The following is a 24,857-nucleotide window of genomic DNA, read 5'->3' as shown; positions in this document are numbered from 1 at the left end:
TCGCCATCTATTTCTTGTAAATCATTCTAAGGGAATAATCTTATGTGCCTTGGGGTACTGTTTTATTTAGTAAATTTGTATTTACAGTAAAGCAAAAAAAATGACTCATAATCTTTTTAAAGAAAGCCCTTTTAAAACCTTGATTTCGTTTCATAAACTCATTGAAACTTTAGAGGAAATCGCAGAAACTAATGTCGATTACAGAGCTAATTATGCCAAAGCATTACTGAAAGAAATTGAACCTTTTCCGGAATTCAGAAGCGGAATTGAAAATCTAAATTTAATCACGGAAAACGAGACCTTAATTAAACATTTATTAGCCGATTTATTTCCTACCGCGCTAACAAATAATGAGATAAAAGCGGTTACAATACCTTATCAAAATTTAACTTTTAATTACAGCGAGAGATTCAAAGTAATAGTAAAAAATGCCGGAAGCAAATTTGATATGGCCATCCGAGATTTTGATGAACACCAATTCTACATTATGAGTTGTACGCTGATTCTTAATGAATTTTATGGCCAAAAAATTGATTTCAGCAAACCTTTATTCTACGACATCCCAAATGCCCAAGGCATAATGAATCAATATCGCATTTTGTATAATGCCGATTTTATAGAAATTATCCCAACTGAAAACTCTCCTGAAATTACGCAAGATGACATCGATTTATTGATGGATAATTACGATAATATCGATTTATGGAAAGAAAAATTCCCTATAGAAAGTTGGATTTTAAAAGGCTTTGGTATCGTCATACTTTATGACGCTACTACTGAAAGTGCTATTTCTAAGTTAAAAAGCAATCTTTTGAAACCCGAGAAAGAACAAATAACTTTATATGAAAATTCTGAAGGTATTTTTCGTTCTATATTTAAAATAGCCGATTTACGAATTGGCCTAATTTTCTACAATTCTGAGGAAGAAAAATTTACAAAACCCAATTTTAGCGATAAAAGTATAAGCAGCTTTATTCTTCAACTAGAAGAAGAAGTTGATTGTAAAAATGCTCTTTTGGGTTGTTCCTTTGAAAACATATTGGATAATCAAAAACCATTGATAATTTCAAATGTCGAAAAATTTGCCTTAGTAGAAGGAAACGAAAGACTAGGTCAGCATTTACTAAAGCAAAACATTTACAGTTGCATATTTGCTCCAATTATAAGAAACGAAGTTGTTTTAGGCGTCATAGAATTAGTTTCTTCGAGTCCAAGAGAACTTAACAGCATCAACGCCAGCAAACTTGATTTGATACTTCCCTATTTAATTGACACCACAGAACGCTACAATACCGATATGAAAAATAAGGTGGAAGCTGTCATACAAAGGGAATACACCGCTATTCATCCAAGCGTATATTGGAAATTTCGAAAAGAAGCCCAAAAATATTTCCAGACTAATAATCCAAATAAAGATTACATTTTTAAAGAAATCGTATTCAAAGAAGTGTATCCTTTATATGGTCAGATAGACATTAAAGGTTCTTCTGACCACCGAAATGAGACTGTAAAAGAGGATTTAAAAAACCAATTAACTATTCTTTTACAAATCATTGAAAATCAAAAACCCAATACAAATCTTGTTTTATTAGAACAACGAAAATTTGAATTACAATCATTATACAAAGAATTAGATTTTCCATTAAAAGCAGATACCGAACAACAAATTCAACTTTATATTGAAAATGAAATTCATCCTATTCTAAAAAACACCAAAACAGATTCGGAAGGCGAATTATTGGAGAAAAACTATTTTGAAAACCTTGATGAGAAAACAGGAATGTTTTATCAATCCAGAAAAAAGTTCGATAACGCCATGTCAATAATTAATAAAAAATTAGCAACCGTTCTCGATAAAAGACAAATAAAAGCCCAAAAGATTTATCCTCATTATTATGAAAGATTCAAAACCGATGGCGTAGAACACAATCTTTATATTGGCTCTTCTATAGCTCCTTCAAAACCTTTTGACACAATGTACCTTCATAATTTGAGGTTGTGGCAATTGCAAACGCTGTGCGAAATGGAATTAGAACATCACCATCTCAAATCTACTTTGCCTTATGAACTCGATGTAACTTCGCTAATTCTTGTATTCAGTTCTCCAATCTCTATTCGATTTAGGATGGACGAAAAACGTTTTGATGTTGATGGAACCTACAATGCGCGCTATGAAGTGGTTAAAAAGAGGATTGATAAAGCCAATATCAAAGGAACAAAAGACCGAATTACCGAAAAAGAGAAAATCACTATTGTCTATTCTCATAATACAGAAGAAACAGAATATTTGAATTACATCAAGTTTTTGCAGTTCAAAAAAATACTGGAACCCACCATAGAACAATTTGAAGTAGAAGAATTACAGGGAATTTCAGGTTTAAAAGCCATTAGAGTAAAAGTTGTCAATGACAATAAAGACCATACTCCTAAAAATTTTTCTTATCAAGATTTATTGGACGAATTGAATTAAGTACCAACCATTTTGAAAGCAATAACAAAAGCAATAACCGATAAAACAATTCCTACCATAAATAAATTATAAGCAATTCGCAATAATCGGTATTTTTTCTCTAGCACTAAACCTAAAAAATAAAGGTCTTTGATCATGGTATTATAAAGGTATTCTCTGTCTTTCATCATCTCATTCATAGCCCACTGATATTCCTCTAAAGGCATTTTATAAAAATTCCCAAAAAACAGTAAATTCACTTTTTTCTCTTCAATATCTTGTCGATCAAAAACGCCTTTAGTAACTTTTGGGCGTGTCGAAAGTATAGCAAAAATGATAGTAATAACACTAGATATCAACATGATAAAAGTAGGAATTGTCAAATGGGTATTTCTCGGACTGTCCAATTTAGGAATTAATGTTGATAGTGCTATCGAAATAATAATAGCATTTACCGAAAGTAAAATATTGGCCTTACTATCGGCAATACCACTCAATCGGGTATGATTTCCTAAGGTTACTCTAAATAAAGTATCTATCCCACGATTTGGTTTTTCCTCTTTTTCCTTTTTTTTATTTTCTTTCTCTTTATTGACTTCCATTCCCTTAAGATTTTTTTGAATCCTTTCTATGATTTTCTCTTTCATTGGTTGCCAATGCTCTAAAGCAAAATCTGTATAAAAACGATGCCTGTTTATTAAAAAATCTGAATTTTCTAAAACCCAATCGTTATCTGAAAAGCATTTCTGATCAAGATTTTTCCATTCTGTTCTCAAAGATTCACATGATGAAAAATATTCATCACTGCCCAGATGAAAACAATCGGCGTCTTTAATTATTTTTTCAAAAAGAGTCTGAGGTTCATAACCATATCTAGTTGCATTTATTAGACCAGAAACTTTTGCGATATAGTCTGCTGATTTCTCTTTTTCATTTAAAAAATCGGTTACGAAAGCAATACTAGAATCCTCATGATTGACACAGCCCTTTGTATAGCCGGTATCATGAAACCAAGCTGCTATGAGCAAAATCTCTTTGTCAGAAATATTTAAATTTTCGGACTCCGAAATTTGATTGGCGGCGGCTACAACACCAAGGGTATGATTAAAATTATGATAGGTAAATAAAGTAGAAAGCTTATCTTTGAGTAATTTACTAACAAAATCTTCGGCTTCATCTAAAAGAGTCATAAACATATTTTTATACTACTAAATTATGAAATTGTTTTTGGATAATCGCTTAATTCTTTCGAATAAAATTTCGCTGTTTTTAATCTTGCTAGGGATCCTTATTCAATCTTGTGCTAGTCATAATGCGAAATTTGGAAAAAACATCAAAAATCCAATAGCTCTAAACGCAGCTGACACCTCTAAAATTGCGCACACTTTTTTTTTAGTTGGCGATGCCGGTAATGCCAATGAAATTAAAACACAGCAAACCCTTGATTTACTTCATAATAAATTAAAAAAAGCAGATAAGAACACCACTCTTTTATTCCTTGGTGATAATATTTATCCCAAAGGCTTCCCCAATACCGATAATACGGATGAACAACTCTTGGCTGAAAAAAAATTAACGAATCAGTTCAAATTATCCGAAAATTACAAAGGAAAAACCATTTTTATTCCCGGAAACCATGATTGGTATAGTGGCATAAAAGGTCTAGAACGCCAAGCTAATTTTGTAACGAACTACCTTAACGATAAAAAGGCCTTTTTACCCCGAAAAAACTGTGGCATCGAAGATTTAAAAATAGATAAAAACACTACCTTAATCACCATCGACAGTCAATGGTTTCTTGAAGATTGGGATAAAAACCCAACCATAAATGACAACTGTGATATCAAAACAAGAGAAGCTTTTTTTGATGAATTAGAAAGTATTTTGAATAAAAACCAAGACAAAACGGTAATCTTGGCAGTTCATCATCCATTAATGAGCAATGGAACACATGGCGGACAATTTTCATTAGAAAAACAGCTTTTCCCGTTAGAACAAAAAATTCCACTTCCTGTACTAGGTTCTTTTATCAATTTATTGCGAAAAACATCAGGTATAAGTCCACAAGATATTCAAAACAAACAATATACTCATTTTATAAAACGAGTAAAAACGCTTTTACAGGGTCAAGACAATGTTATAGTAGTTTCAGGCCATGACCACAACTTACAATACATTGAAAAAGACAATATCAAACAAATTATCAGTGGTGCTGGCTCAAAATCTGAAGCTGCAAGAGCGCTATTTCCTAATGATTTTTCTTATGGTGGAAATGGTTTTGCAACACTAACCATTTATGAAAATGGCTCTGGAAAAGTATCCTTTTATGGCAATGAAAACAATACCGAAAAGCTTCTTTTTGAACAAATAATATTAAAAACAAAAAAGAACGATACAGATCAACTGCCGGCTTCTTTTGCTAAAACTACCACAACATCTATTTATTCAAAAAAACAAACGGATAAAAACTGGTTTTATAAATTTCTATTCGGGAAACATTACAGAAAATATTACAGCCAGCCAATAGAAGTCCAAACGGTAACTATTGACACTCTTTTTGGTGGACTACAACCAAAACGTGCCGGTGGTGGTCATCAAACTAAATCATTGCGAATCATTGACAAAAATGGCAAGGAATACGTTATGCGTGGCATGAGAAAAAGCGCTTCCAATTTTCTGCAATCAGTTGCATTCAAAGACCAGTTTATTGCAAACGAATTTGAAAACACCTATGCCGAAAATTTCTTATTTGATTTTTATACCACTTCGCATCCTTACACGCCTTTTGCTGTAGGCAATTTGGCTGAAAAAATTGGTGTTTCACATACCAATCCTAAACTGTATTATATCCCGAAACACGAAGCTTTGAAAGACTTTAATGCCAATTTTGGTGATGAATTATACATGATAGAAGAGCGACCTACAGATAGTCAAAAGGATGTAAAAAGCTTTGGAAAACCTAACACAATTATTAGCACAGCTGATTTATTGAAAAACCTTCAAAAAGACGAAAAATATACCATCGATGAAAATGCCTATATCAAAGCCCGATTATTTGATATGCTCATTGGAGATTGGGACAGACATCAAGATCAGTGGCGCTGGGGCGAATATGAAGAAAATGGAAAAATAATTTACAAACCAATTCCACGCGATAGAGATCAGGCGTTTACAAAATACGACGGAGCTTTACTTTCGCTTTTGATGAATATGCCGGCATTGCGCCACATGCAAACCTTCAAGGAAAATATAAAAAATGTAAAATGGTTCAATCGTGAACCTTATCCTTTGGATCTTGCTTTTCTTAAAACTGCTGGCGAAAAAGAATGGATTTTGCAAGCTAAATTCATTCAGGAAAATCTTTCGGATGCAACCATAGATAGTGCTTTTGATAATTTACCGAAAGAAGTTCAAGATCAAACTATCGAAAGCATTAAGTATAAATTGAAAACACGAAGAGAACAGCTTCAAAAATATGCCTCGGAATATTATTCTGTTTTACAGAAAACAGTTTTAATAGTTGGTACCGATAAAAAAGACAAATTTATAATTCAACGTAAAGCACGAAACCTACTTGAAGTTGAAGTTTATCGCTTAAAAAAAGAAGGCGATGAATTACTATACACCAAAGAATATTCTGGTTCTAAAACCAAAAACATCTGGATTTACGGTTTAGATGACAATGATATTTTTGAGGTGAAAGGAAATAAAAAATCAACAACAAGACTTCGATTGATTGGCGGACAAAATGAAGATTCTTATACGGTGGAAAACGGTAGAAATATAAAAATTTACGATTTTAAATCTAAAGTAAATTCTTATACATTGGACAAAAAAACCAAAACTGTTTTGACCGATGATTATAAAACCAATCTTTACAATTATGAAAAACCAAAATACAGTTCTTTTGCAGGATTCCCTTATGGCGGTTTCAATCCTGATGATGGTATAAAACTAGGCATTAATGCTAATTACACGGTAAATAAATTCAAACAAAATCCGTACACGCAAAAACACGTTTTAATTGCCAATTATTTTTTTGCTACAAGCGGATACGAATTAATTTACAATGCTCATTTTCCAAAATCAATTGGCAAATGGGATTTGGATTTAGAATCGCGAATCACCAGCCCTAATTTCACTATTAACTATTTTGGGTTGGGAAATGAAACTGTAAATAATGATGAAATTTTTGATATGGACTACAATCGGGTGCGTATCCGAACGTTAAAAGTTGCGCCATCGATTAAAAAAATTGGTGCATCTGGAAGTGAAATTCATTTTACAACCACTTTTGAAAACATAAAAGTAGAAGACACAGACAATCGTTTTATAAGCATTCCTGCAATTGTAAATCAGACCGTTTTTCAAAACCGACAATTTGCCGGAGCTACATTAAAATATAGTTTCGAAAATTATGACATCCCTTCATTTCCTACCATGGGAATGGGATTTTCGATAAGTGGAAGCTGGAAAATGGATCTTGAAAACAGCAAAAGAAACTTCCCTTCATTAGAAGGTAAACTTAATTTTAATCATAAAATAGATCCCGCTGGAAAAGTAGTTTTGGCCACAATTATAAAAGCAAAAAAACTCTTAAACAACAATTTTGAATTTTACCAAGGAGCAACTTTAGGTGGTGATTATGATTTGAGAGGTTATAGAAACGAACGTTTTTTAGGCAACCAATCTTTTTACCAAAGTAGTGATTTACGTTGGAATCTAGGAAAGATAAAGAGAAGCCTAATCCCTATGTCGTATGGAATTTTAGGTGGCTTTGATTATGGTAGAGTTTGGGTTCAGGGTGAAGATTCTAACAAATGGCATCAATCATTTGGTGGCGGACTTTGGCTCAACGGATTGAATGTCGTTACTGCCCGACTTACTTATTTCAAAAGTATTGATGAAGAAGCTAGAGTTACTTTTGGCCTAGGGTTTGGATTTTAGTTTTTTGATACTAACTTCATAAACATCCCCACCTGCTTTTTTTGATTTTTCATCGGCAATATACAATACATCATTGTTTTTGAAACAAATGGCTTCTTTTTGAGAAAAATGATTTAAAGCAAATGCCGTTTTTGTCCCATTCAAGAAATTCTCGTTTTTGAAGTTTTCGAATAGCCAAATTTTGTCATGATTCAAAACAACTACTTTAGATCCATCGGGACTCATGGCTGCACTTGTAATCACACAGTGATTGTAATCTTCGCAGGTTTTAAACTTGCCTATAAGCTTGGCTTGATGAAAACCCGGACTATTAGGAATTTTGTATACCGAAGCAGTGCCGTCAAATCCTTTACTTCTGTTTTTGGTAAACAAATAAAAATTGTTTTTGAATTCGAAAAAACCTTCTACGTCATAGAATAATTCCTTTTTTTTAGGCGGAAATTCTTTTTGCTCCGGATAAGCAAATGAGATTTTATAGACAGGAATAGTACTATTATTTTTTAGTGCCTTTTTATCGATTTTATAAATACACAAATCTTTCCTAGTATTTTCATTGTTCCCAAAATCACCTATGTACAGATTTCCTTCCTTATCATTGGTAATATCTTCCCAATCAATATTATTTGTGTTCTCGATAGTTATGGTCTTTACAATAGCACCGCTAGAATTCAGTCCATATATTGTATTTGGGTTTCCGCTGTCCTCTAATGCCCAGATTAAATTTGTTTGTTGAGCATAACTAATTCCTGAAACCTCTTTCAACTTTTTCGGAAAAGAATACAGCAGTTTTAAGGAACTGGAATTTTGTTGGCAGGCTAATAAAAAAAAGACCGCTATTAGAGAAATATAATTTTTCATAATTCAAATAATCATTAAATAAATATAAAAATGCAGTTTAATAATTAACTTTTTTAAAGTTTCTGATAATAAATTCAAATGCTGCTTTCATTATATAACCCATAGATTTTGCGTTTTTAAAATTCATATCGTTTGTATAGCGATACAATTCCATTTGCAATTTCATTTGATTCTCTTTTGGAGCTATATTATCATCACTCATGATTTGCAATAGCCGTTTTATTTTATTCTCAGCCGAATGAATTCTTTTAGCCAAAACTGATCTTTCCTCGTCTTTGTACTGGTCTATCGAACTGTCTTGGAGTTTATCTTTGACCAATTTTACCATCGGATAATTTTCTTTAAAAAACTGAGGACGATATATCTTGAAATTCCCTTCATAACATTGTTGATCAAAATCGATAGCGCGTATTTTGTAAACTACTTGGTCAAAATCATGAGTTGGAACCACCACATAATTGTATGAGCGCATATCGCCTAGCAAACGAATCATACAACGCTCATTGAATTTCACAAATTCTTTGGCTATTTGCGCTTTTTCGGTCTCGGTACAATTGCTTAAAAGCGTTTTTATGAATACATCACCGGGAATTCCCATGATATGCTCTTCTATCAGAGTATCTTTATAAACCAAAAAGTTAATTTTATCAGGAGACAAAATATGTTCTAATTCTAATCCGTAAACCCTTGAAGCGTCTGCTTTTTTGATATAAAAATGGGTATAGTTATCATTTAGAATATTTCGAACTTTTATTCTAAAGGGTTTCGAATTTCCAAAAGTGCAATAATCGATAGAATCGACATTTAAAAATTTTAGAATCCCCAGATTTCCATCTGATAGTAAAAGTGAATAGATTTTCTTTAATGTCAAATCAATTTCAGCACTTTCAAATTCATTGTAATATACCCGAATCCACAATGTATCCTGATCATTTTTATCATAAACATTAATGGATCCCGAAAAACGCAACAAATCATCATAACTAATTGGAACCTTGGAGACACGATCATACCGTTCCAGATAATCAGAAAGTGCTTGGTTTATAGGATAACTTGGTTTTTTAAACAGTATTGAAGAATCTTCCATTACTCATTATTTAATACAAATTTACATTAAATTATAGTTCAACAGTACCATTTTACAAACTACTTCGCTCTAGCAAATAATTTTAGCTACGCTCAAAATCATTTAAAAACCAAGATACAACATAACAAATTGATTAATATTAATAGTTTTCTATTTACAAAAAAAGGGTGTTTTGTAATCAACTATAAAGTATTGGTAATCAATAAATTAAGAAAAACCGCATTAAATAAAAATCATTTTTTATCTTAAAACAAAAAGAACCTTAGTTATTTAATTTAAATTTGGAAACCCCAATATGTTAAATTAAAACCAAACCTACTATTATGTCAAATAAGCTTAAGCTATATCTCAATGCCGCCAAGTCGGCAAAAATTGGGATATGGGAGCTGAACCTTAAAAAAGGCTCCCTATATTGGGATGCAGTTACAAGATGCATCCTTGAAGTCCCCGAAGATTTTATGCCCGTACAAGGAAGCAGTATCAGATTCTACACTGAAGGTGAAAATAGAAATCGAATCAAATTCTTACTTGATCAGGCTATCAATGAAGGAATTCCATTTAACGATAAATTCCAAATTACAACCGATAATAACACCATCAAATATGTCGAATGTATTTGTCAGGTAGCTTTCAAAAAAGGAAAGCCCCGACGGTTGTTGGGTACTTTTCAAGACATTACCAATGAACAAAATTTAATAAATGAAATGCAGCTCAGCGTCGAAAAATTTTCTTCTATTTTTTCGAGTGCCAACGACGCCATATTCATTTTTGATATTTCAAACGGTCATATTGCAGAATGTAACCCTAGAACTTCAGAACTTACAGGCTATACAAGTAATGAACTAGTTGGCCTACACAATTCAGAATTATTTCCAGCAACCTATAGAGATGAAATTAAAAATCTTCTTAAACAAAATACAGAGAAAGACAATTATCTTGTAAGTGAATCCTACATTCAAACAAAAAATGGAAACATAATCCCTGTTGAAGTGGCTTCCGGCAAAAGATTTAAAGTTAAGGACAACACCTTCTTAGTATGCTTTTTCAGAGATATTTCTGAACGAAAAAGAGTTGAAACTAACATGAATAAACTCTCTCTTGCAGTATCAGAAACAACCGACACTATAATTATTGCAGATCCTAATGGAAAAACGGCCTGGGCAAACAAAGCCTATCTGGAACTTACAGGCTTTAGTCTAAATGAGATAATAGGTTATAGACCTGGACATTTTTCTAAAGGTCCGGAGACCGACAAGCATACGAATGCTATAATGAGAGAAGCAATTCGAGACAAAAAAAGCATAAAAATTACTATCCTAAATTATAAAAAAAACAAGGAAAAATATTGGTTTGATCTAAACATCACACCTGTCTTTGACAAACAAAATGAGCTAATTAATTATATAGGAGTAGGCAGAGATGTAACTGCCCAAAAAGAAAAAGAGTTAGAACTGAATAAACTGTTAGAGGTAACAAATCATCAGAATAACAAACTATTTAATTTTGCCCACATTATTTCTCATAACATACGTTCTCATACAAGCAATTTGGCTATGGTATTAGAAGTGATGAAAGACACTGATGACGTAGAAGAAAAATTATCTTATATCGATCTTTTCAAAGAAGCAACTGAAAAACTTTCTGAAACCATCGAATACTTAAACGAGATTATCACGATCCAGAAAAGCACGAATATAGAGAAAACAAAAATTCGCTTGAAAGATGAAATCGAAAAAACAAAAAACACTCTAAGTCTAATCATCAAAGAAAACCAAATTACAATCTCGGATAACATTCCTAATGATTTAACCCTCTTTGTTGTTCCGGCCTATCTAGAAAGTATTTTACTCAATCTATTTACAAATGCAATAAGATATAAATGTCCAAAAAAAGAAACCAAACTCGAAATAAGTTATGAGGTCAATGAACAGCATACAATCATAAACTTTAAAGACAATGGTCTAGGAATAGATCTTGAAAAAAACGGCCATAAAATATTTGGAATGTATAAAACATTTCATGGCAATCATGATGCAAGAGGTATTGGTTTATTTATTACCAAAAACCAAATTGAAGCCATGAAAGGAAAAATTGAAGTTGAAAGCAAAGTGGGTATTGGCTCCACTTTTAAAATATATTTAAATGAAAAATAAAAGACTCTATATTATTGACGATGATAAACTATCGGTTAAATTAATGAGCATGTTAATTCAGAAAAATCAATTTTGTGATGAAATTCATTCTTTTTTTAACGCACAATCCGCATTAGAAGAACTCGAAAAAAACAGCGGCGATAACGACAAAATGCCTGATGGTATCTTACTCGATTTGAATATGCCTGTAATGGACGGCTGGCAGTTCCTGGATGAGTTTATTCTTTTGCCCATAAAAAAAGAAATTTCTATTTTCATCGTAACCTCGTCAATAGACCCGGTTGATATTGAAATGGCAAAAAAACATCATTTCCTAAAAGATTATATCATGAAGCCTATTACTGCTGAAAAATTAAGAGCTATGTCGGAAATAATTTAAGTTCAAACTAAATAGAATTTAAGAGTAACAATTTTCTATTTTGTTCGTCCTATAAAAAACTAAAAAAGCTAACATTTTGGAAACCATTCTTTCTATTAAAAATCTTAACAAACGCTATGGCAGTTTGCAGGCCTTAAAAAATATAACCTTCGACATAAAGAAAGGTAATGTATATGGTATTTTAGGCCCAAACGGAAGCGGAAAATCGACAACATTAGGAATTGTTTTAAATGTAGTCAATAAGACTTCGGGAGAATACAGCTGGTTTGATAATAAAATGCAAACCCACGAAGCTTTGAAAAAAGTGGGAGCGATTATAGAAAGACCTAATTTTTATCCTTACATGACGGCGCAGGAAAACCTGCAGCTAGTATGTAAAATAAAAAACATCAATTATAACAAAATTCAGGAAAAACTGGAATTGGTGGGCTTAATCGAAAGAAAAGACAGCAAATTCAGTAGTTTTTCATTAGGAATGAAACAACGCTTAGCGATTGCATCTGCCCTATTGAACGATCCTGAAATATTAATTCTGGACGAACCAACCAATGGATTAGATCCACAAGGAATTCATCAAATTAGGGATATTATTAAACAAATTGCTAGCAAAGGAACAACCATCCTTCTGGCATCTCATTTATTGGACGAGGTTGAAAAAGTATGTACGCATGTTGTCGTTTTAAGAAAAGGCGAAATTTTATATGCCGGCTTAGTCGATGACATCTCGGTAAACGAAGGTTTTTTTGAATTGCAATCTGAAGATACTCAAAATTTGATAGCCGTTTTAAAAACACATCCTGCCATTGAGAGGGTCAAAGAGGGAGAAGAAAAAGTGTTGGTCTATTTAAAAAGTGAATTAGAAGCTGCTGATCTGAATAAATTCCTTTTTGAAAGAAATATCAATTTAGGACATTTAGTAAAACGCAAAAACAGCCTTGAAGAGCAATTTTTAAAATTGACAAACAATTCTAATCCAACATCTAAAAACCAGTAAACATGAAAAGATTACTCTCTATAGAATTACAAAAAATCTGGATGAATAAGGCAAGCCGTGTTTTGACTTTGGCTTATTTCATTTTACTTTCCTTTATAGCATTAATAGCATCCATAAAATTTGATCTTGGTATTTTTAAATTCCATCTTGCCGAAATGGGTATATTTAATTTCCCTTTTATTTGGCATTTTAATACTTATATCGCCTCTATTTTAAAATTATTTTTAGCCATAGTCATCGTTTCAATGATGGCTAATGAGTACAGCTACGGAACTTTAAAACAAAATCTAATTGATGGAATGAGTAAACAGGAATTTATTCTTTCTAAATTCCTTACCGTAGTATTATTTGCATTTTGCTCGACTCTCTTTGTTTTTATCATGAGTCTAATATTGGGATTTAGCTTCTCCTCATATACCGAGTTAAGTATCGTTTTCTCTGAATTAGGATATCTGGTTGCTTTCTTTATAAAATTAGTTGGCTTTTTTTCCTTCTGTTTATTCTTGGGTATATTGGTAAAACGTTCCGCATTTGCGCTTGGCTTCCTATTTGTTTGGAATATCCTCGAATGGATTACTAAAGGCATTTTGACATTTAAAATATTTCCAGACAGTAAAACGGCATCTTATATAACGCAATTTTTCCCTTTGGAATCCATGTCTAATCTAATTGTCGAACCTTTTTCCAGATTATCTGTAGTTAAAAACCTAGGAAAACAAATTGGAGTAGATAATTTAAAAGATTATGATGTTCATTTCACATCGATACTTATTGTCTTAGTATGGACTTTCATATTCATCTTTATGTCTTTCAAAATGTTGAAAAACAGAGATTTATAGTATCTTTGTGATGCTATGAAATCTGTAAAAATAATTTTATTTTGGATCTTTTTTGGCTGCATTACTACCATTGTAAATGCACAATCTATCAGCGTAGATGATACTAAAAATGCAATTGATCTTACAAAAATACTAACCAATAATAGTTCTTGCATCAGTATTTCTGGAGAAAATATAAATGGAGATAATTTTACTTCTGGTAAAAATAGTTTTGGATATTTTAATAATCAAGGCGGTAGTTTTCCTTTTAATGAAGGTATTGTTTTAAGCACTTGGAGTAGTATATATTCTCCAGGGCCTTTTATGAGAGAACCCGCAAACGGCCCTAAAAGTGGGAACACAAACTGGCTAGGCGATTCTGATCTGGAACAAGCATTGGGTATTACAAATACTTTTAATGCAACTGTTCTAGAATTTAATTTTACAGCGATAACAAATGTAATTAGCTTTAATTATTTATTCGCTTCCAATGAATACCTAGACGATTTCCCTTGTAATTATTCGGATGGTTTTGCCTTTTTGATAAAAGAAATTGGGACAACTACCTATCAAAATTTAGCTGTACTCCCCAACACAACTATTCCGGTATCCTCAAAAAATGTTCATCCATTAGTTCCTACTTTCAATGGTACCTCAAGTACAAGACCTGGCTGCCCTGCGGAAAATGAGGCTTATTTTGGCAGCTTAAATACAAGTTCAACCAATACCAGTCCGATAAATTACGCTGGTCAAACCGTCGTCATGAATGCGCAAACGGTCGTTGTTCCTGGAAAAACCTATCATATAAAATTAGTGATTGCTGATCAAGGCGGAAATTATTACGATTCTGCCATTTTTATCGAGGCGGGTAGTTTCACCTCAAAAATTGATTTAGGTCCCGATCGAATTGCTCCCAATAATCCAATCTGTTTTGGCGAAAACTTTATCATTGATACTAAACTATCTCCAAGCTATATTTACAAATGGTATAAAGACAATTCCTTAACACCAATTCCCGGCGAAACGAGTCCTTCTTATCAAGCTACAGAAGCAGGAACTTATAGGGTTGAAGTAGAATTAGGAAGCGTAAACTGCATTGCTTCTGGTGAAATAAAAGTCGAATTCACACCCGAAATTGTGTTGAATGATGCAAGCCTAATACAATGTGATGAAAATGGTGATGGAATTGCAGTTTTTGATTTGACAAAAACAGATGCTATCATAAAAAATAATAATTCTGGCTTAAGCCAAGTTAGTTATTTTGAAACATTGGCAGATGCCCAAAATGGTCTAAACAAAATTCTTAATCCGAATAGCTATACGAACAAATCAAGCAATCAAATTGTAATTGCGAAAGTTTTGGATAGCTTCGGATGCGCCAATTATGCCCAATTGACCCTCGGGATTTCGAACCAAATTATTGCACCACTAGCGCCGATAATAGTTTGCGATGATGATGGAACCAATGATGGAATCTATCAATTTGACTTGATGACAATCGCAACTTCGGATAATTTTTCAAATATAGGAAACAATATTTATGTCTATTTTTATTTAAACTCAACCGATGCTTATCTTGATGAAAACAGATTGGCTACTCTTTTCAAAAACACTATTCCCTACCAGCAAACCATATATGCTCGGGTTCTAAACGGATCTGATTGTTATGGAATTATTTCTGTTAATCTGGCTGTAAATTCATTTTATCCTCCAAATTTTCAAGATGAGAATATCGCTTTATGTACTGATAGCAATCTAAATATTTCCGTAAATGCAGGTTTTTTAAGCTATTTATGGAATACCGGAGAAACAACAAATGAGATTAGCGTACAAAGTCCAGGAGATTATTTTGTAAAAGTAACAAGCACAAATGGCTGTGAAGCAACAAAAAAATTCCATGTTTTAGCTTCTGAAATAGCGACAATAACCGGTACCAAAATAAATGATTTTGCCGGAAATCAAAATTCTGTCCTGATTGAATATACGGGAATAGGTGATTATGAATTTTCGCTTGATGGCTCCTATTTTCAAGATAATCCCAAATTTGAAGGTATTGCTGCCGGAACTTATTATGCCTACGCCCGAGACAAGAACGGTTGTGGCCTTTCAAATCCTTATCTATTTTATGTATTAGACTACCCTCGTTTTTTTACTCCAAACGGCGATGGCTTTAATGATTTATGGATTATCAAAAATCTGGATTTATTCCCTAAAGCTACAATTACCATTTTTGATCGTTATGGAAAATTATTAAAACAGCTTAATTCAACAAGCCAAGGATGGAACGGTACTTTTAATGGATACAATCTACCGGCAGATGATTATTGGTTTATCATAAATTTTGCAGATGGAAAAAGCATTAAAGGAAATTTTTCGTTAAAAAGATAAGAATTATTTTGCTATTTTTAGCAAATGAAAAAAAAATTACTCATCATATTTACTTTTTTATCGATAAGCTGCTTTGCCCAATTTAGTAAAACACATTATATTCCGCCGTTAACTTGTACTAGCAATTTAGCAGCTGATCAGTATATATACATTTCAACTCCAAGTACCATAAATGTTAATTTTAAGATCATAGCAATTGGTGGAAACACAATTACGGGAACAGTTAATAATAATGCGCCATATAGGCATACTATTGGACAAGGTTCAAATACACAGCTATTGACTCCAAAAAACACTATTGGGATTTTAACAAATAAAGGTTTTGTAGTTGAAGCTGAAGACTTAATTTATGTTAGTGTTAGAGTTAATTCCGCTCTGAACCAAGAGGGTACTTACAATCATGCCGGAGGATTGGTATCTAAAGGAAATAGTGCCTTGGGCAACACATTCCGATTAGGTGCGATGTTAAATCCACTATTTGACAGTACTCTGTTGAATTTTGCCTCTATCTTATCTACGGAAAACGGTACAAAAATTACTATTTCGAATATTCCAAACGGCACAATTCTCTCAGATGGTTCTACCATCAACGGACCAATAATAGTTACTTTAAACAAAAATGAGAGCTATGTTCTCGCAATGGATAACAATACAAACACTACCCCTTCAAACAGCTCTAAAATGATTGGTGCTTTGGTTGAATCAGACAAGCCTGTAGTAGTCAATTCCGGATCATTTGGAGGGAGTAATAGTACGCTTGTTGGTCGATTACAAGATGGTTCAACTGGCCCAACAGGCAGAGATGTGGGATTTGACCAAATCGTCTCATTCGATAAAACGGGTAAAGAATACATTTTCATTAAAGGAAACGGAACCGATGAGTTGGAGCGTGTATTATTAATTGCGCATAAAAACAATACTAAGATTTACACCAATGGAAATCCCACTCCTATAAGTACCCTAAATGCGGGAGAATTCATAGCTTTAGATGGATCACAATTTAGTAATGGTAATTTGTATGTTACATCATCCGAGAATATTTTTGCCTATCAAAGCATAGGAGGCACTCTAAGTCCAGCCAATCAAAACTTATTTTTTGTTCCTCCGATAAATTGTGCTACACCAAATACTGTCAACAACATTCCTTTTATCAATTTAATAGGAACTACATCTTTTACTGGAAGCATAAATGTGGTAACTGAAATTGGTGCTACAGTTTTAATTAATGACAACCCAATTACGGCAGACCCTATAAGCATAAATGGAAATGCCAGTTTTGCATATTACACTGTTAGTGGATTATCCGGGAACGTAAGTATAAAATCAACTAAACAAGTTTATGTATCTTATTTTGGAACTAATGGAGCGGCAACTTATGGAGGCTATTATTCCGGTTTTGATACTAAACCAGAAATTGTTTCCGATAAAATTTCGTTGAACAGCTCCTCATGTATTCCAAATATCACCTTAAAAATAAATTCTTTGTCATCTTACGATACCTTTCAATGGTATTTTAATGACATTCCCATTACTGGTGCAAATTTAAACTCCTACACTCCTACCCAAGCTGGATATTATCAGGTAAAAGGTAGTATTTCAGGCTGTGGTTCGACAGTATTCTCAGATAAAATCCCGGTTAGCAATTGCCCCGATGATTCTGACAATGACGGAGTAAACAACAATATCGATATTGATTTAGATAACGATGGTATCATTAACCGATATGAAGCACCCCATATATTAATTAACCAATCTAACCCCGTTTTAGGCTCAGAATATAGTGGTTTAATAAATGGATCCGGAAATATCGTTGGTAATCCGCTTTATGGATTTGTTTCTGAAGTCCCGGCAGGAAAAGACAAAACAATAAACTACACTCTAAACTTCAACCAACCTGAAATAGTGACGTTTAGTTATATTTCTCAAGGTAATCCCAATCAAACTACGGCAATTACAGATTATCTGAACAGTGACGGGGATTTTATACTAAGAGTCCCTACCGATAAAACCATAACCGTTACCGATCCCAATGACCAATTATTGATAGACACCAATTACGATGGCATATATGAAAGTGGCGTGAAAGAGTTTTCTTCTTTTGAAATTCGTTTCCGTTTAAAAAATACAGTGCCATTATTACCCGGAACTGGTTCCTTTAAATTCCAATCTTATTTGACCAATTCAATTACTTTTTCGCACACTAATTTATCCGAATCCAATAGTAACAAAGCAACATTTGGTATAGAACACTTTTTAATGATTGACTCCGATTCCGATGGAATTCAAAATCTTTTGGATATTGATAGTGATAATGATGGAATTCCCGACACAATCGAAGCGCAGGGGAAAAATCCAAAAATATTTTCGGGAATTGATTCTAACAAAAATGGTCTTGATGATGCTTTTGAACCCGGATTTATACCGATAGATACGGATCAAGACCAGTTTCCTGATTATTTGGATTTAGACAGTGACAATGACGGAATTTATGATGTCACAGAATCCGGAAATGATGCCATTGATGCCGACTTTGACGGAAAAATTAATGGAATTCCGAGTTCTTTCGGTACAAATGGACTTTTTGACGATTTAGAAACGAATCCAGATAGCGGAATTTTGAAAAAACCAATTGCGGATACTGACGCAGATGGGACTTTTAACTATATTGACCTTGACAGCGATGGTGATCTATGTTTTGATGTTATTGAAGCCGGTTTCCTAGATCCTGACGGCGACGGTTTATTAGGAAATAGTCCTATAACTCGAAATGCAAATGGCAAAGTTAGCAGCAGTCTGGGTTATACCACTCCAAACAATAATTACATAATTGCCGCACCAATAGTTATTAGCACACAACCGCAAGCACCGCCAACATGCGAGTTTCAAAATACAACTATTACTTTAGCAGATAACGGCGGAAACTCCTACCAATGGCAACTTTCAACAGATGCAACTACTTGGAACAATATAACAAACAATGCAACTTATTCCGGCGCTACGACAAATACTTTATCCATAACGAATGTAAAAAACGCTATGAATGGTTATAAATATCGTGTTCAATTAAACAAAACAGGAAATTCATGCGGCCTAATATCAGCCGAAACAAGTTTAGTTATTAATCCTTTACCTAATGTTAATACAACATCAATCATCCAATGTGACGATAATGCCGATGGAATCACAGACTTCAATCTAACCGAAAAAAACAGCTCTATTTCGACTAATTATTCTAATGAAAGCTTTACTTATTATACCACTTTTTCAGGAGCAAATAATTCAGATTCTAACTTTTTCATAAATAATCCAACAGCTTATTCAAGTGCTAATGGAATTGCGTGGGCTAGAGTAGAAAACGAAAACGGTTGTACCAAAGTCGCTCAATTAAATTTAATTGTATCAACGACTCAAATTCCAAATACTTTTACAAGTTCCTTTTCTGAATGTGATGATTTCATAGATCCTATAAACGATGACAAAGATGGAGTTGCAACATTTGATTTCAGCTCCGTAACGGATGATATAAAAACAAATTATCTTAGTTCAAGCACTTTATATACGATAAAATATTACAGAGATGAAGCCGATGCATTGGCAGAATCAAATGAAATTACCAATACAACTAATTACAGAAATATTGGTTACCCAAATCAACAGAGAATATGGATTCGAGTTGAGAGCACACTCGATAATGCTTGCTACGGATTGGGACCACATATAACCTTAACTGTTAATGCAAAACCCAATATAGATACCAACGAAGATCATAGCAAAGATAAATTAGTTTGCTCCAATCTTCCCTCCTTTTTTGTACAACTTGATGCTGGAATCAATGATGGTTCGCCAACGAATGACTATAGCTACATTTGGTGGAAAGACGATACAATTATAGCCGGTGAAACAGCACCAACAATAAACGTTAATACCGAAGGTACTTATAAAGTTGAAGTTTCAACGCGTTTTGGCTGTAGCAGAATCAGGACAATTAAAGTGACGGCCTCAGATATAGCCCATATCGATTCTATAATTATCTCAGATTTGACAGATATAAATACGGTAACTGTAAATATTTCTGGTCAAGGTAACTATGAATATAGCATTGACGGGGCAAACGGCCCGTTTCAAGACTCTAATTTTTTTGATAATGTACCTTCGGGAATTCATGACGTATTTATCAATGACAAGAATGGCTGCGGCACTGTCAGCAAAACTATTGCAGTCATTGGCGCTCCAAAATTTTTCACCCCAAATGGCGATGGTTATAATGATTATTGGAATATAAAAGGCGTAACTGCCAATTTCAATTCAAAATCAATTATTTATATATTTGATCGTTATGGAAAACTGCTCAAACAAATAAATCCTTCAAATCAGGGATGGGATGGAACTTTTAACGGACAACCTTTGCCTACAGATGATTATTGGTATACTGTGAAATTAGAAGATGGTAGAGAAGCCAAAGGTCATTTTAGTTTAAAAAGATAAAATTCAAAAAGGAAATAATTCTTATTCCCTTTTTGAATTCATAAAAAAAGCCATCCTTGCGGATGGCTTTTTTAGTATAAAATATAAAAGAATTAGATTTTAAATCTTTTTCTATCTGTTTCAGTCAAATAAATTTTTCTCAAACGAATAGATTTTGGAGTTACCTCTACATATTCATCTTTTTGGATGTACTCTAAAGCTTCCTCTAAAGAGAAAATAATTGGAGGGATGATTCTTGCTTTTTCATCATTTCCAGAAGAACGTACGTTAGACTGTTTCTTAGCCTTAGTTACGTTTACACACATATCATCGCTACGTGAATTTTCTCCAATTACTTGACCTTCATAAATTTCATCATTTGGATTAACAAAGAATTTACCACGATCTTGTAATTTATCGATAGAATAAGGAATCGCTTTTCCGTTTTCCATAGAGATTAATGAACCATTGTTTCTTCCAGGAATTGCTCCTTTGAAAGGCTCATATCCTATGTAACGGTGTGACATAATTGCTTCACCTGCAGTTGCAGTAAGCAATTGATTACGCAATCCGATGATTCCACGAGATGGAATGTTGAATTTTATAATCATACGATCACCTTTACCTTCCATGCTCAACATTTCTCCTTTACGGATAGTAACAAACTCTACCGCTCTACCTGAAAGGTTTTCTGGTAAATCAATTGTCAATTCCTCAATTGGCTCACATTTTTTACCATCAATTTCTTTGATGATAACTTGTGGTTGACCAATTTGTAGTTCGTAACCTTCTCTTCTCATTGTTTCGATAAGAACAGATAAGTGCAATACACCACGACCAAAAACCATGAACTTATCAGCTGAATCAGTTTCACCTAATTTCATTGCTAAGTTTTTCTCTAATTCTTTAGTCAAACGTTCTCTAATATGACGAGAAGTTACAAATTTACCTTCTTTACCAAAGAAAGGTGAATCGTTAATTGTAAACAACATACTCATTGTAGGCTCATCAATAGCAATTGATTTTAAACCTTCAGGATTTTCAAAATCAGCGATAGTATCACCAATTTCAAAACCTTCAACACCTACAATTGCACAAATATCACCTGCAATTACTTCTTGTACTTTCTTACGACCAAGTCCTTCAAAAGTATGTAATTCCTTAATACGAGATTTTGAAATTGTACCATCTCTTTTCACTAAAGATATTGGCATACCTTCTTTCAAAACACCTCTTTCAAGACGACCAATAGCAATACGACCTGTAAAAGCAGAGAAATCTAAAGATGTAATTAACATCTGTGGCGTTCCTTCTGATACTTTAGGAGCTGGAACGTTAGCAAGAACCATATCTAGTAACGGCTCAATATTTTCAGTCTGAATTTTCCAATCATCCGACATCCAGTTATTTTTAGCTGAACCGTAAACTGTAGGAAAATCTAATTGTTCTTCAGTAGCACCTAATTCAAACATTAAGTCAAAAACTTTTTCATGAACTTCTTCAGGAGTACAGTTTTCTTTATCTACTTTATTAATAACTACGCAAGGTTTTAAACCAAGGTCTAAAGCTTTTTGCAATACAAAACGAGTTTGTGGCATTGGTCCTTCAAAAGCATCTACAAGTAGACAAACTCCATCAGCCATGTTCAAAACACGCTCTACCTCTCCACCAAAATCGGCGTGACCAGGAGTGTCAATAATATTAATTTTTGTTCCTTTATACTGAACAGAAACATTTTTAGATGTAATAGTAATACCTCTTTCACGCTCTAAGTCGTTGTTATCAAGGATTAAATCACCTGAGTTTTCATTGTCACGAAATAATTGACAGTGATACATAATTTTATCTACCACTGTTGTTTTACCGTGATCGACGTGGGCAATAATTGCAATATTTCTTATAGATTCCATCTGAGTTTTTTAATGGGCGCAAATGTACAATTTTTTTTAATACAAAATACTTTTCTTCAATAGTTTCCATATTGTTAACCCATTAGACAAACAAATTGACAATATAAACTTATAAAATAAGTCTCTGATGGTATTTTTTAATTGGCATTAATTAATTACATTTGAGTAATGAAAAACAAATCCAATCAAATAACCATAGTGTATTTATTAATTGCTCTATTTGCAGTTATTATTTTTCACAAACTATCATTAAAACATTCCACTTTTGCCAATTTCAGAATCTATAGTTTTTCAAAAGACATCCTTCTAGTCCTATTTACCGGACTAACATACAAATACATACTATCAAAAAACGAAAGAAGAAGCAACACTATCTTCAAAAAACTCAAAGACACGAACGACGAAATCAAGGAGTCGAATGAAAAATACGACATTGTAGCAAAGGCAACAAGTGACACAATTTGGGACTGGAAAATTCAAGAAGACAAATTCTTTTGGAACAAAGGAATAAAAAGCATTTTCGGCTATGACGAAAATCAAGTCGGAGACAGCTCTAAATGGTGGTTCGAAAACATTCACCCAGAAGACAGTATAAGAATGTCAATCAAACTATACTCTTTTATAGAGCAAAAAACCGACAATTGGCAAGATGAATACCGATTCAAATGCTCAGACAACTCTTATAAATACGTTCTAGACAGAGGTTTTCTTCTGAAAGATGAAAATGGGAAAGCCATTCGAATGATTGGAGCCATACAAGATGTAACCAAACAAAAAGAAGAAGAATTACGACTCAAACTACTCGAAACCGTAATTATCGAAACCAAAGACGCTATAATCATCACCGAAGCCAACTTCAACAACCGAAGCCTCCCTAAAATAGTTTATGTAAACCCGGCATTTTCAGTAATGACAGGATATACATTTGACGAAGTCATCGGCAAATCTCCCGATATTCTCAAAACAGCAAATACCGACCGCAATGACATCCGAAAGATAATAAACACGATAAACAATAGAGAGGAAAGCTTAATAGAAGCCATTTGCCGCAAAAAAAACAAAGAAGAATTCTGGCTACACTTCTCGATGATCCCAATTTACAATTCAGAAAACGAACTTTCTCACTGGATCTCAATACAACGAGACATTACAGAAGAGAAAAAACAAGAAAAAGAAAAAGAACAACTAATAAAAGAACTAACCCGAAACAACAAAGACCTAAAACAATTCTCCTACATTACATCACACAACCTTAGAGCTCCGATATCAAACTTAACCGGTTTATTAAATTTAATCGAAGACATACCTATTGAAGATACTGAACTGAAAGAAATTTTGGAAGGCTTCAACAAATCAACCTTTTTACTAAATGAAACCATCAATGACTTAACAAAAGTCATGATAATCAAAGACAATTCTTCGAACCAAAAAGAAACTGTACTCCTAAAAGAAGTATTTGAAAATGTTTTTAATCAACTTACTTTTCAAATTAATCTACACAAACCAATCTTAAAATTAAACATAGGAGAAATTTCTATCTTAAACGCAAACAAATCCTACATAGAAAGCATCTTATTAAACCTTTTAACAAACTCAATAAAATACAGATCTACAGACAAAACACTAAAAATAACAATCAGCGCCATCCAAACTATGAATTCAGTTATACTGAGTTTTAAAGACAATGGAATCGGAATCGATTTAAAAAGAAATAAAGACAAAATATTTGGACTTTATCAAAGATTCCATGACTACCCTGACAGCAAAGGATTAGGATTATATCTTGTTAAATCACAAGTTGAAGCCATGGAAGGAGCAATTGATATTAAAAGCGAAGTTAATAAAGGAACCACATTTACATTAACATTTAAAACCCAATAACAATGTTAGACTTAATTTTATTTATCGACGACGACCCTATAACACTGATGTTATGCAAAAAAACCATTGCAAAAACATCCTTTTCCCACGAAATAATTACAGCCAAAAATGGAGAAGAAGCACTCCATTACTATGACTCACTCAAACAGGACGCTTACGAAGGCCGAGCAAAAAAACTGCCTCAATTTATTTTTTTAGATTTAAACATGCCAGTAATGGGCGGATGGGAATTTCTAGATTGTTTTAGCAGTTCCGATTATTCTGATTACAATTCAACAAAAGTAGTTGTCCTCTCCTCTACAATAGACCCTGAAGACTTAGAAAAAGCTAAAAAATACCCAATGGTAATCGATTTTTTACCAAAACCAATCAGCCCGTCTATGCTTGATTACTTGACAAAGAAAATCAATCAAGAAGACTAAATCAGCACACTCTTAAAAACAACAACATTCAAAATAACTTAGTTCTCAAAAATGAGTTTCTTAAAAAAAAAGCATAAAAAAAGCCCCTTAAAAAGGAGCTTTTTTTT

General features: G+C 33.2%; 14 protein-coding genes. 10 read left to right on the top strand and 4 right to left on the bottom strand.

Annotated features, from left to right (window positions below; genetic code table 11):
- Positions 1–100: 100 nt before the first annotated feature.
- Entirely contained in the window at positions 101–2,470 is a 2,370-nt protein-coding gene (locus ACMDB5_RS07860; protein WP_413997706.1) for a GAF domain-containing protein, read from the top strand.
- On the opposite strand, the gene ACMDB5_RS07855 is transcribed toward ACMDB5_RS07860, so the two are convergent.
- On the bottom strand, positions 2,467–3,639 hold the full coding sequence (locus ACMDB5_RS07855; protein ID WP_413997705.1) for a Pycsar system effector family protein: 1,173 nt from the start codon (positions 3,637–3,639) through the stop codon (positions 2,467–2,469). The two genes, ACMDB5_RS07860 and ACMDB5_RS07855, sit on opposite strands and share 4 nt — an antisense overlap.
- Before the next feature lie 25 nt (positions 3,640–3,664).
- Here ACMDB5_RS07855 and ACMDB5_RS07850 point away from each other — a divergent pair, with 25 nt between their 5' ends.
- Positions 3,665–7,396, top strand: coding sequence for a metallophosphoesterase (locus ACMDB5_RS07850; protein ID WP_413997704.1), 3,732 nt, complete (start codon positions 3,665–3,667; stop codon positions 7,394–7,396).
- On the opposite strand, the gene ACMDB5_RS07845 is transcribed toward ACMDB5_RS07850, so the two are convergent.
- Together ACMDB5_RS07845 and ACMDB5_RS07840 are read right to left on the bottom strand one after the other, a co-directional pair.
- Complete coding sequence (locus tag ACMDB5_RS07845) at positions 7,379–8,254, bottom strand: SdiA-regulated domain-containing protein (protein ID WP_413997703.1); 876 nt, start codon at positions 8,252–8,254, stop codon at positions 7,379–7,381. The genes ACMDB5_RS07850 and ACMDB5_RS07845 overlap by 18 nt on opposite strands.
- A 37-nt stretch (positions 8,255–8,291) precedes the next feature.
- Positions 8,292–9,341 carry a hypothetical protein gene (locus ACMDB5_RS07840; protein WP_413997702.1) on the bottom strand — a complete coding sequence of 350 codons (1,050 nt, stop codon included), beginning with the start codon at positions 9,339–9,341 and terminating at the stop codon, positions 8,292–8,294.
- 323 nt (positions 9,342–9,664) lie between these two features.
- Here ACMDB5_RS07840 and ACMDB5_RS07835 point away from each other — a divergent pair, with 323 nt between their 5' ends.
- The 6 genes from ACMDB5_RS07835 (at position 9,665) to ACMDB5_RS07810 (ending at position 20,558) form a co-directional block, all read left to right on the top strand.
- A complete protein-coding gene (locus ACMDB5_RS07835) occupies positions 9,665–11,494 on the top strand; it encodes a PAS domain S-box protein (RefSeq protein ID WP_413997701.1) in 1,830 nt (609 codons plus the stop codon).
- The gene (locus ACMDB5_RS07830) at positions 11,484–11,873 is read left to right on the top strand and encodes a response regulator (protein ID WP_413997700.1); all 390 of its coding nucleotides are present in this window, start codon (positions 11,484–11,486) and stop codon (positions 11,871–11,873) included. Before ACMDB5_RS07835 ends, ACMDB5_RS07830 begins: the two co-directional genes overlap by 11 nt.
- A gap of 76 nt (positions 11,874–11,949) precedes the next feature.
- Positions 11,950–12,867 carry an ABC transporter ATP-binding protein gene (locus ACMDB5_RS07825; RefSeq protein WP_413997699.1) on the top strand — a complete coding sequence of 306 codons (918 nt, stop codon included), beginning with the start codon at positions 11,950–11,952 and terminating at the stop codon, positions 12,865–12,867.
- Positions 12,868–12,869: 2 nt separating this feature from the next.
- A complete protein-coding gene (locus tag ACMDB5_RS07820; protein WP_413997698.1) occupies positions 12,870–13,706 on the top strand; it encodes an ABC transporter permease in 837 nt (278 codons plus the stop codon).
- Between the two features lie 15 nt (positions 13,707–13,721).
- The gene (locus tag ACMDB5_RS07815) at positions 13,722–16,073 is read left to right on the top strand and encodes a choice-of-anchor L domain-containing protein (RefSeq protein ID WP_413997697.1); all 2,352 of its coding nucleotides are present in this window, start codon (positions 13,722–13,724) and stop codon (positions 16,071–16,073) included.
- A 24-nt stretch (positions 16,074–16,097) separates the two neighbouring features.
- Positions 16,098–20,558, top strand: coding sequence for a T9SS type B sorting domain-containing protein (locus ACMDB5_RS07810; RefSeq protein ID WP_413997696.1), 4,461 nt, complete (start codon positions 16,098–16,100; stop codon positions 20,556–20,558).
- Between the two features lie 92 nt (positions 20,559–20,650).
- On the opposite strand, the gene typA is transcribed toward ACMDB5_RS07810, so the two are convergent.
- Positions 20,651–22,447 (bottom strand): translational GTPase TypA, encoded by a 1,797-nt coding sequence (gene typA / locus ACMDB5_RS07805; protein WP_413997695.1) that lies wholly within the window; start codon positions 22,445–22,447, stop codon positions 20,651–20,653.
- A gap of 168 nt (positions 22,448–22,615) precedes the next feature.
- Between typA and ACMDB5_RS07800 the strand changes: the two genes are divergently transcribed.
- Together ACMDB5_RS07800 and ACMDB5_RS07795 are read left to right on the top strand one after the other, a co-directional pair.
- Positions 22,616–24,328 (top strand): PAS domain-containing protein, encoded by a 1,713-nt coding sequence (locus ACMDB5_RS07800; RefSeq protein ID WP_413997694.1) that lies wholly within the window; start codon positions 22,616–22,618, stop codon positions 24,326–24,328.
- 2 nt (positions 24,329–24,330) lie between these two features.
- The gene (locus ACMDB5_RS07795; RefSeq protein ID WP_413997693.1) at positions 24,331–24,750 is read left to right on the top strand and encodes a response regulator; all 420 of its coding nucleotides are present in this window, start codon (positions 24,331–24,333) and stop codon (positions 24,748–24,750) included.
- The last annotated feature ends 107 nt before the right edge of the window (positions 24,751–24,857 follow it).

Source organism: Flavobacterium sp. W1B (assembly GCF_047344965.1).
Lineage (GTDB): Bacteria > Bacteroidota > Bacteroidia > Flavobacteriales > Flavobacteriaceae > Flavobacterium.
The sequence above is the reverse complement of the archived record's forward strand: the minus strand, read 5'-3'. Positions and strand labels throughout refer to the sequence as shown.

Bases quoted from the DNA above. Each gene is read 5' to 3' on its own strand.
- ACMDB5_RS07835 (WP_413997701.1), top strand. From the start codon at position 9,665: ATGTCAAATAAGCTTAAGCTATATCTCAATGCCGCCAAGTCGGCAAAA.
- ACMDB5_RS07855 (WP_413997705.1), bottom strand. From the start codon at position 3,639: ATGACTCTTTTAGATGAAGCCGAAGATTTTGTTAGTAAATTACTCAAA.
- ACMDB5_RS07795 (WP_413997693.1), top strand. From the start codon at position 24,331: ATGTTAGACTTAATTTTATTTATCGACGACGACCCTATAACACTGATG.
- ACMDB5_RS07850 (WP_413997704.1), top strand. From the start codon at position 3,665: ATGAAATTGTTTTTGGATAATCGCTTAATTCTTTCGAATAAAATTTCG.
- ACMDB5_RS07860 (WP_413997706.1), top strand. From the start codon at position 101: ATGACTCATAATCTTTTTAAAGAAAGCCCTTTTAAAACCTTGATTTCG.
- ACMDB5_RS07830 (WP_413997700.1), top strand. From the start codon at position 11,484: ATGAAAAATAAAAGACTCTATATTATTGACGATGATAAACTATCGGTT.
- ACMDB5_RS07810 (WP_413997696.1), top strand. From the start codon at position 16,098: ATGAAAAAAAAATTACTCATCATATTTACTTTTTTATCGATAAGCTGC.
- ACMDB5_RS07800 (WP_413997694.1), top strand. From the start codon at position 22,616: ATGAAAAACAAATCCAATCAAATAACCATAGTGTATTTATTAATTGCT.
- ACMDB5_RS07845 (WP_413997703.1), bottom strand. From the start codon at position 8,254: ATGAAAAATTATATTTCTCTAATAGCGGTCTTTTTTTTATTAGCCTGC.
- ACMDB5_RS07840 (WP_413997702.1), bottom strand. From the start codon at position 9,341: ATGGAAGATTCTTCAATACTGTTTAAAAAACCAAGTTATCCTATAAAC.
- ACMDB5_RS07820 (WP_413997698.1), top strand. From the start codon at position 12,870: ATGAAAAGATTACTCTCTATAGAATTACAAAAAATCTGGATGAATAAG.
- ACMDB5_RS07815 (WP_413997697.1), top strand. From the start codon at position 13,722: ATGAAATCTGTAAAAATAATTTTATTTTGGATCTTTTTTGGCTGCATT.
- typA (WP_413997695.1), bottom strand. From the start codon at position 22,447: ATGGAATCTATAAGAAATATTGCAATTATTGCCCACGTCGATCACGGT.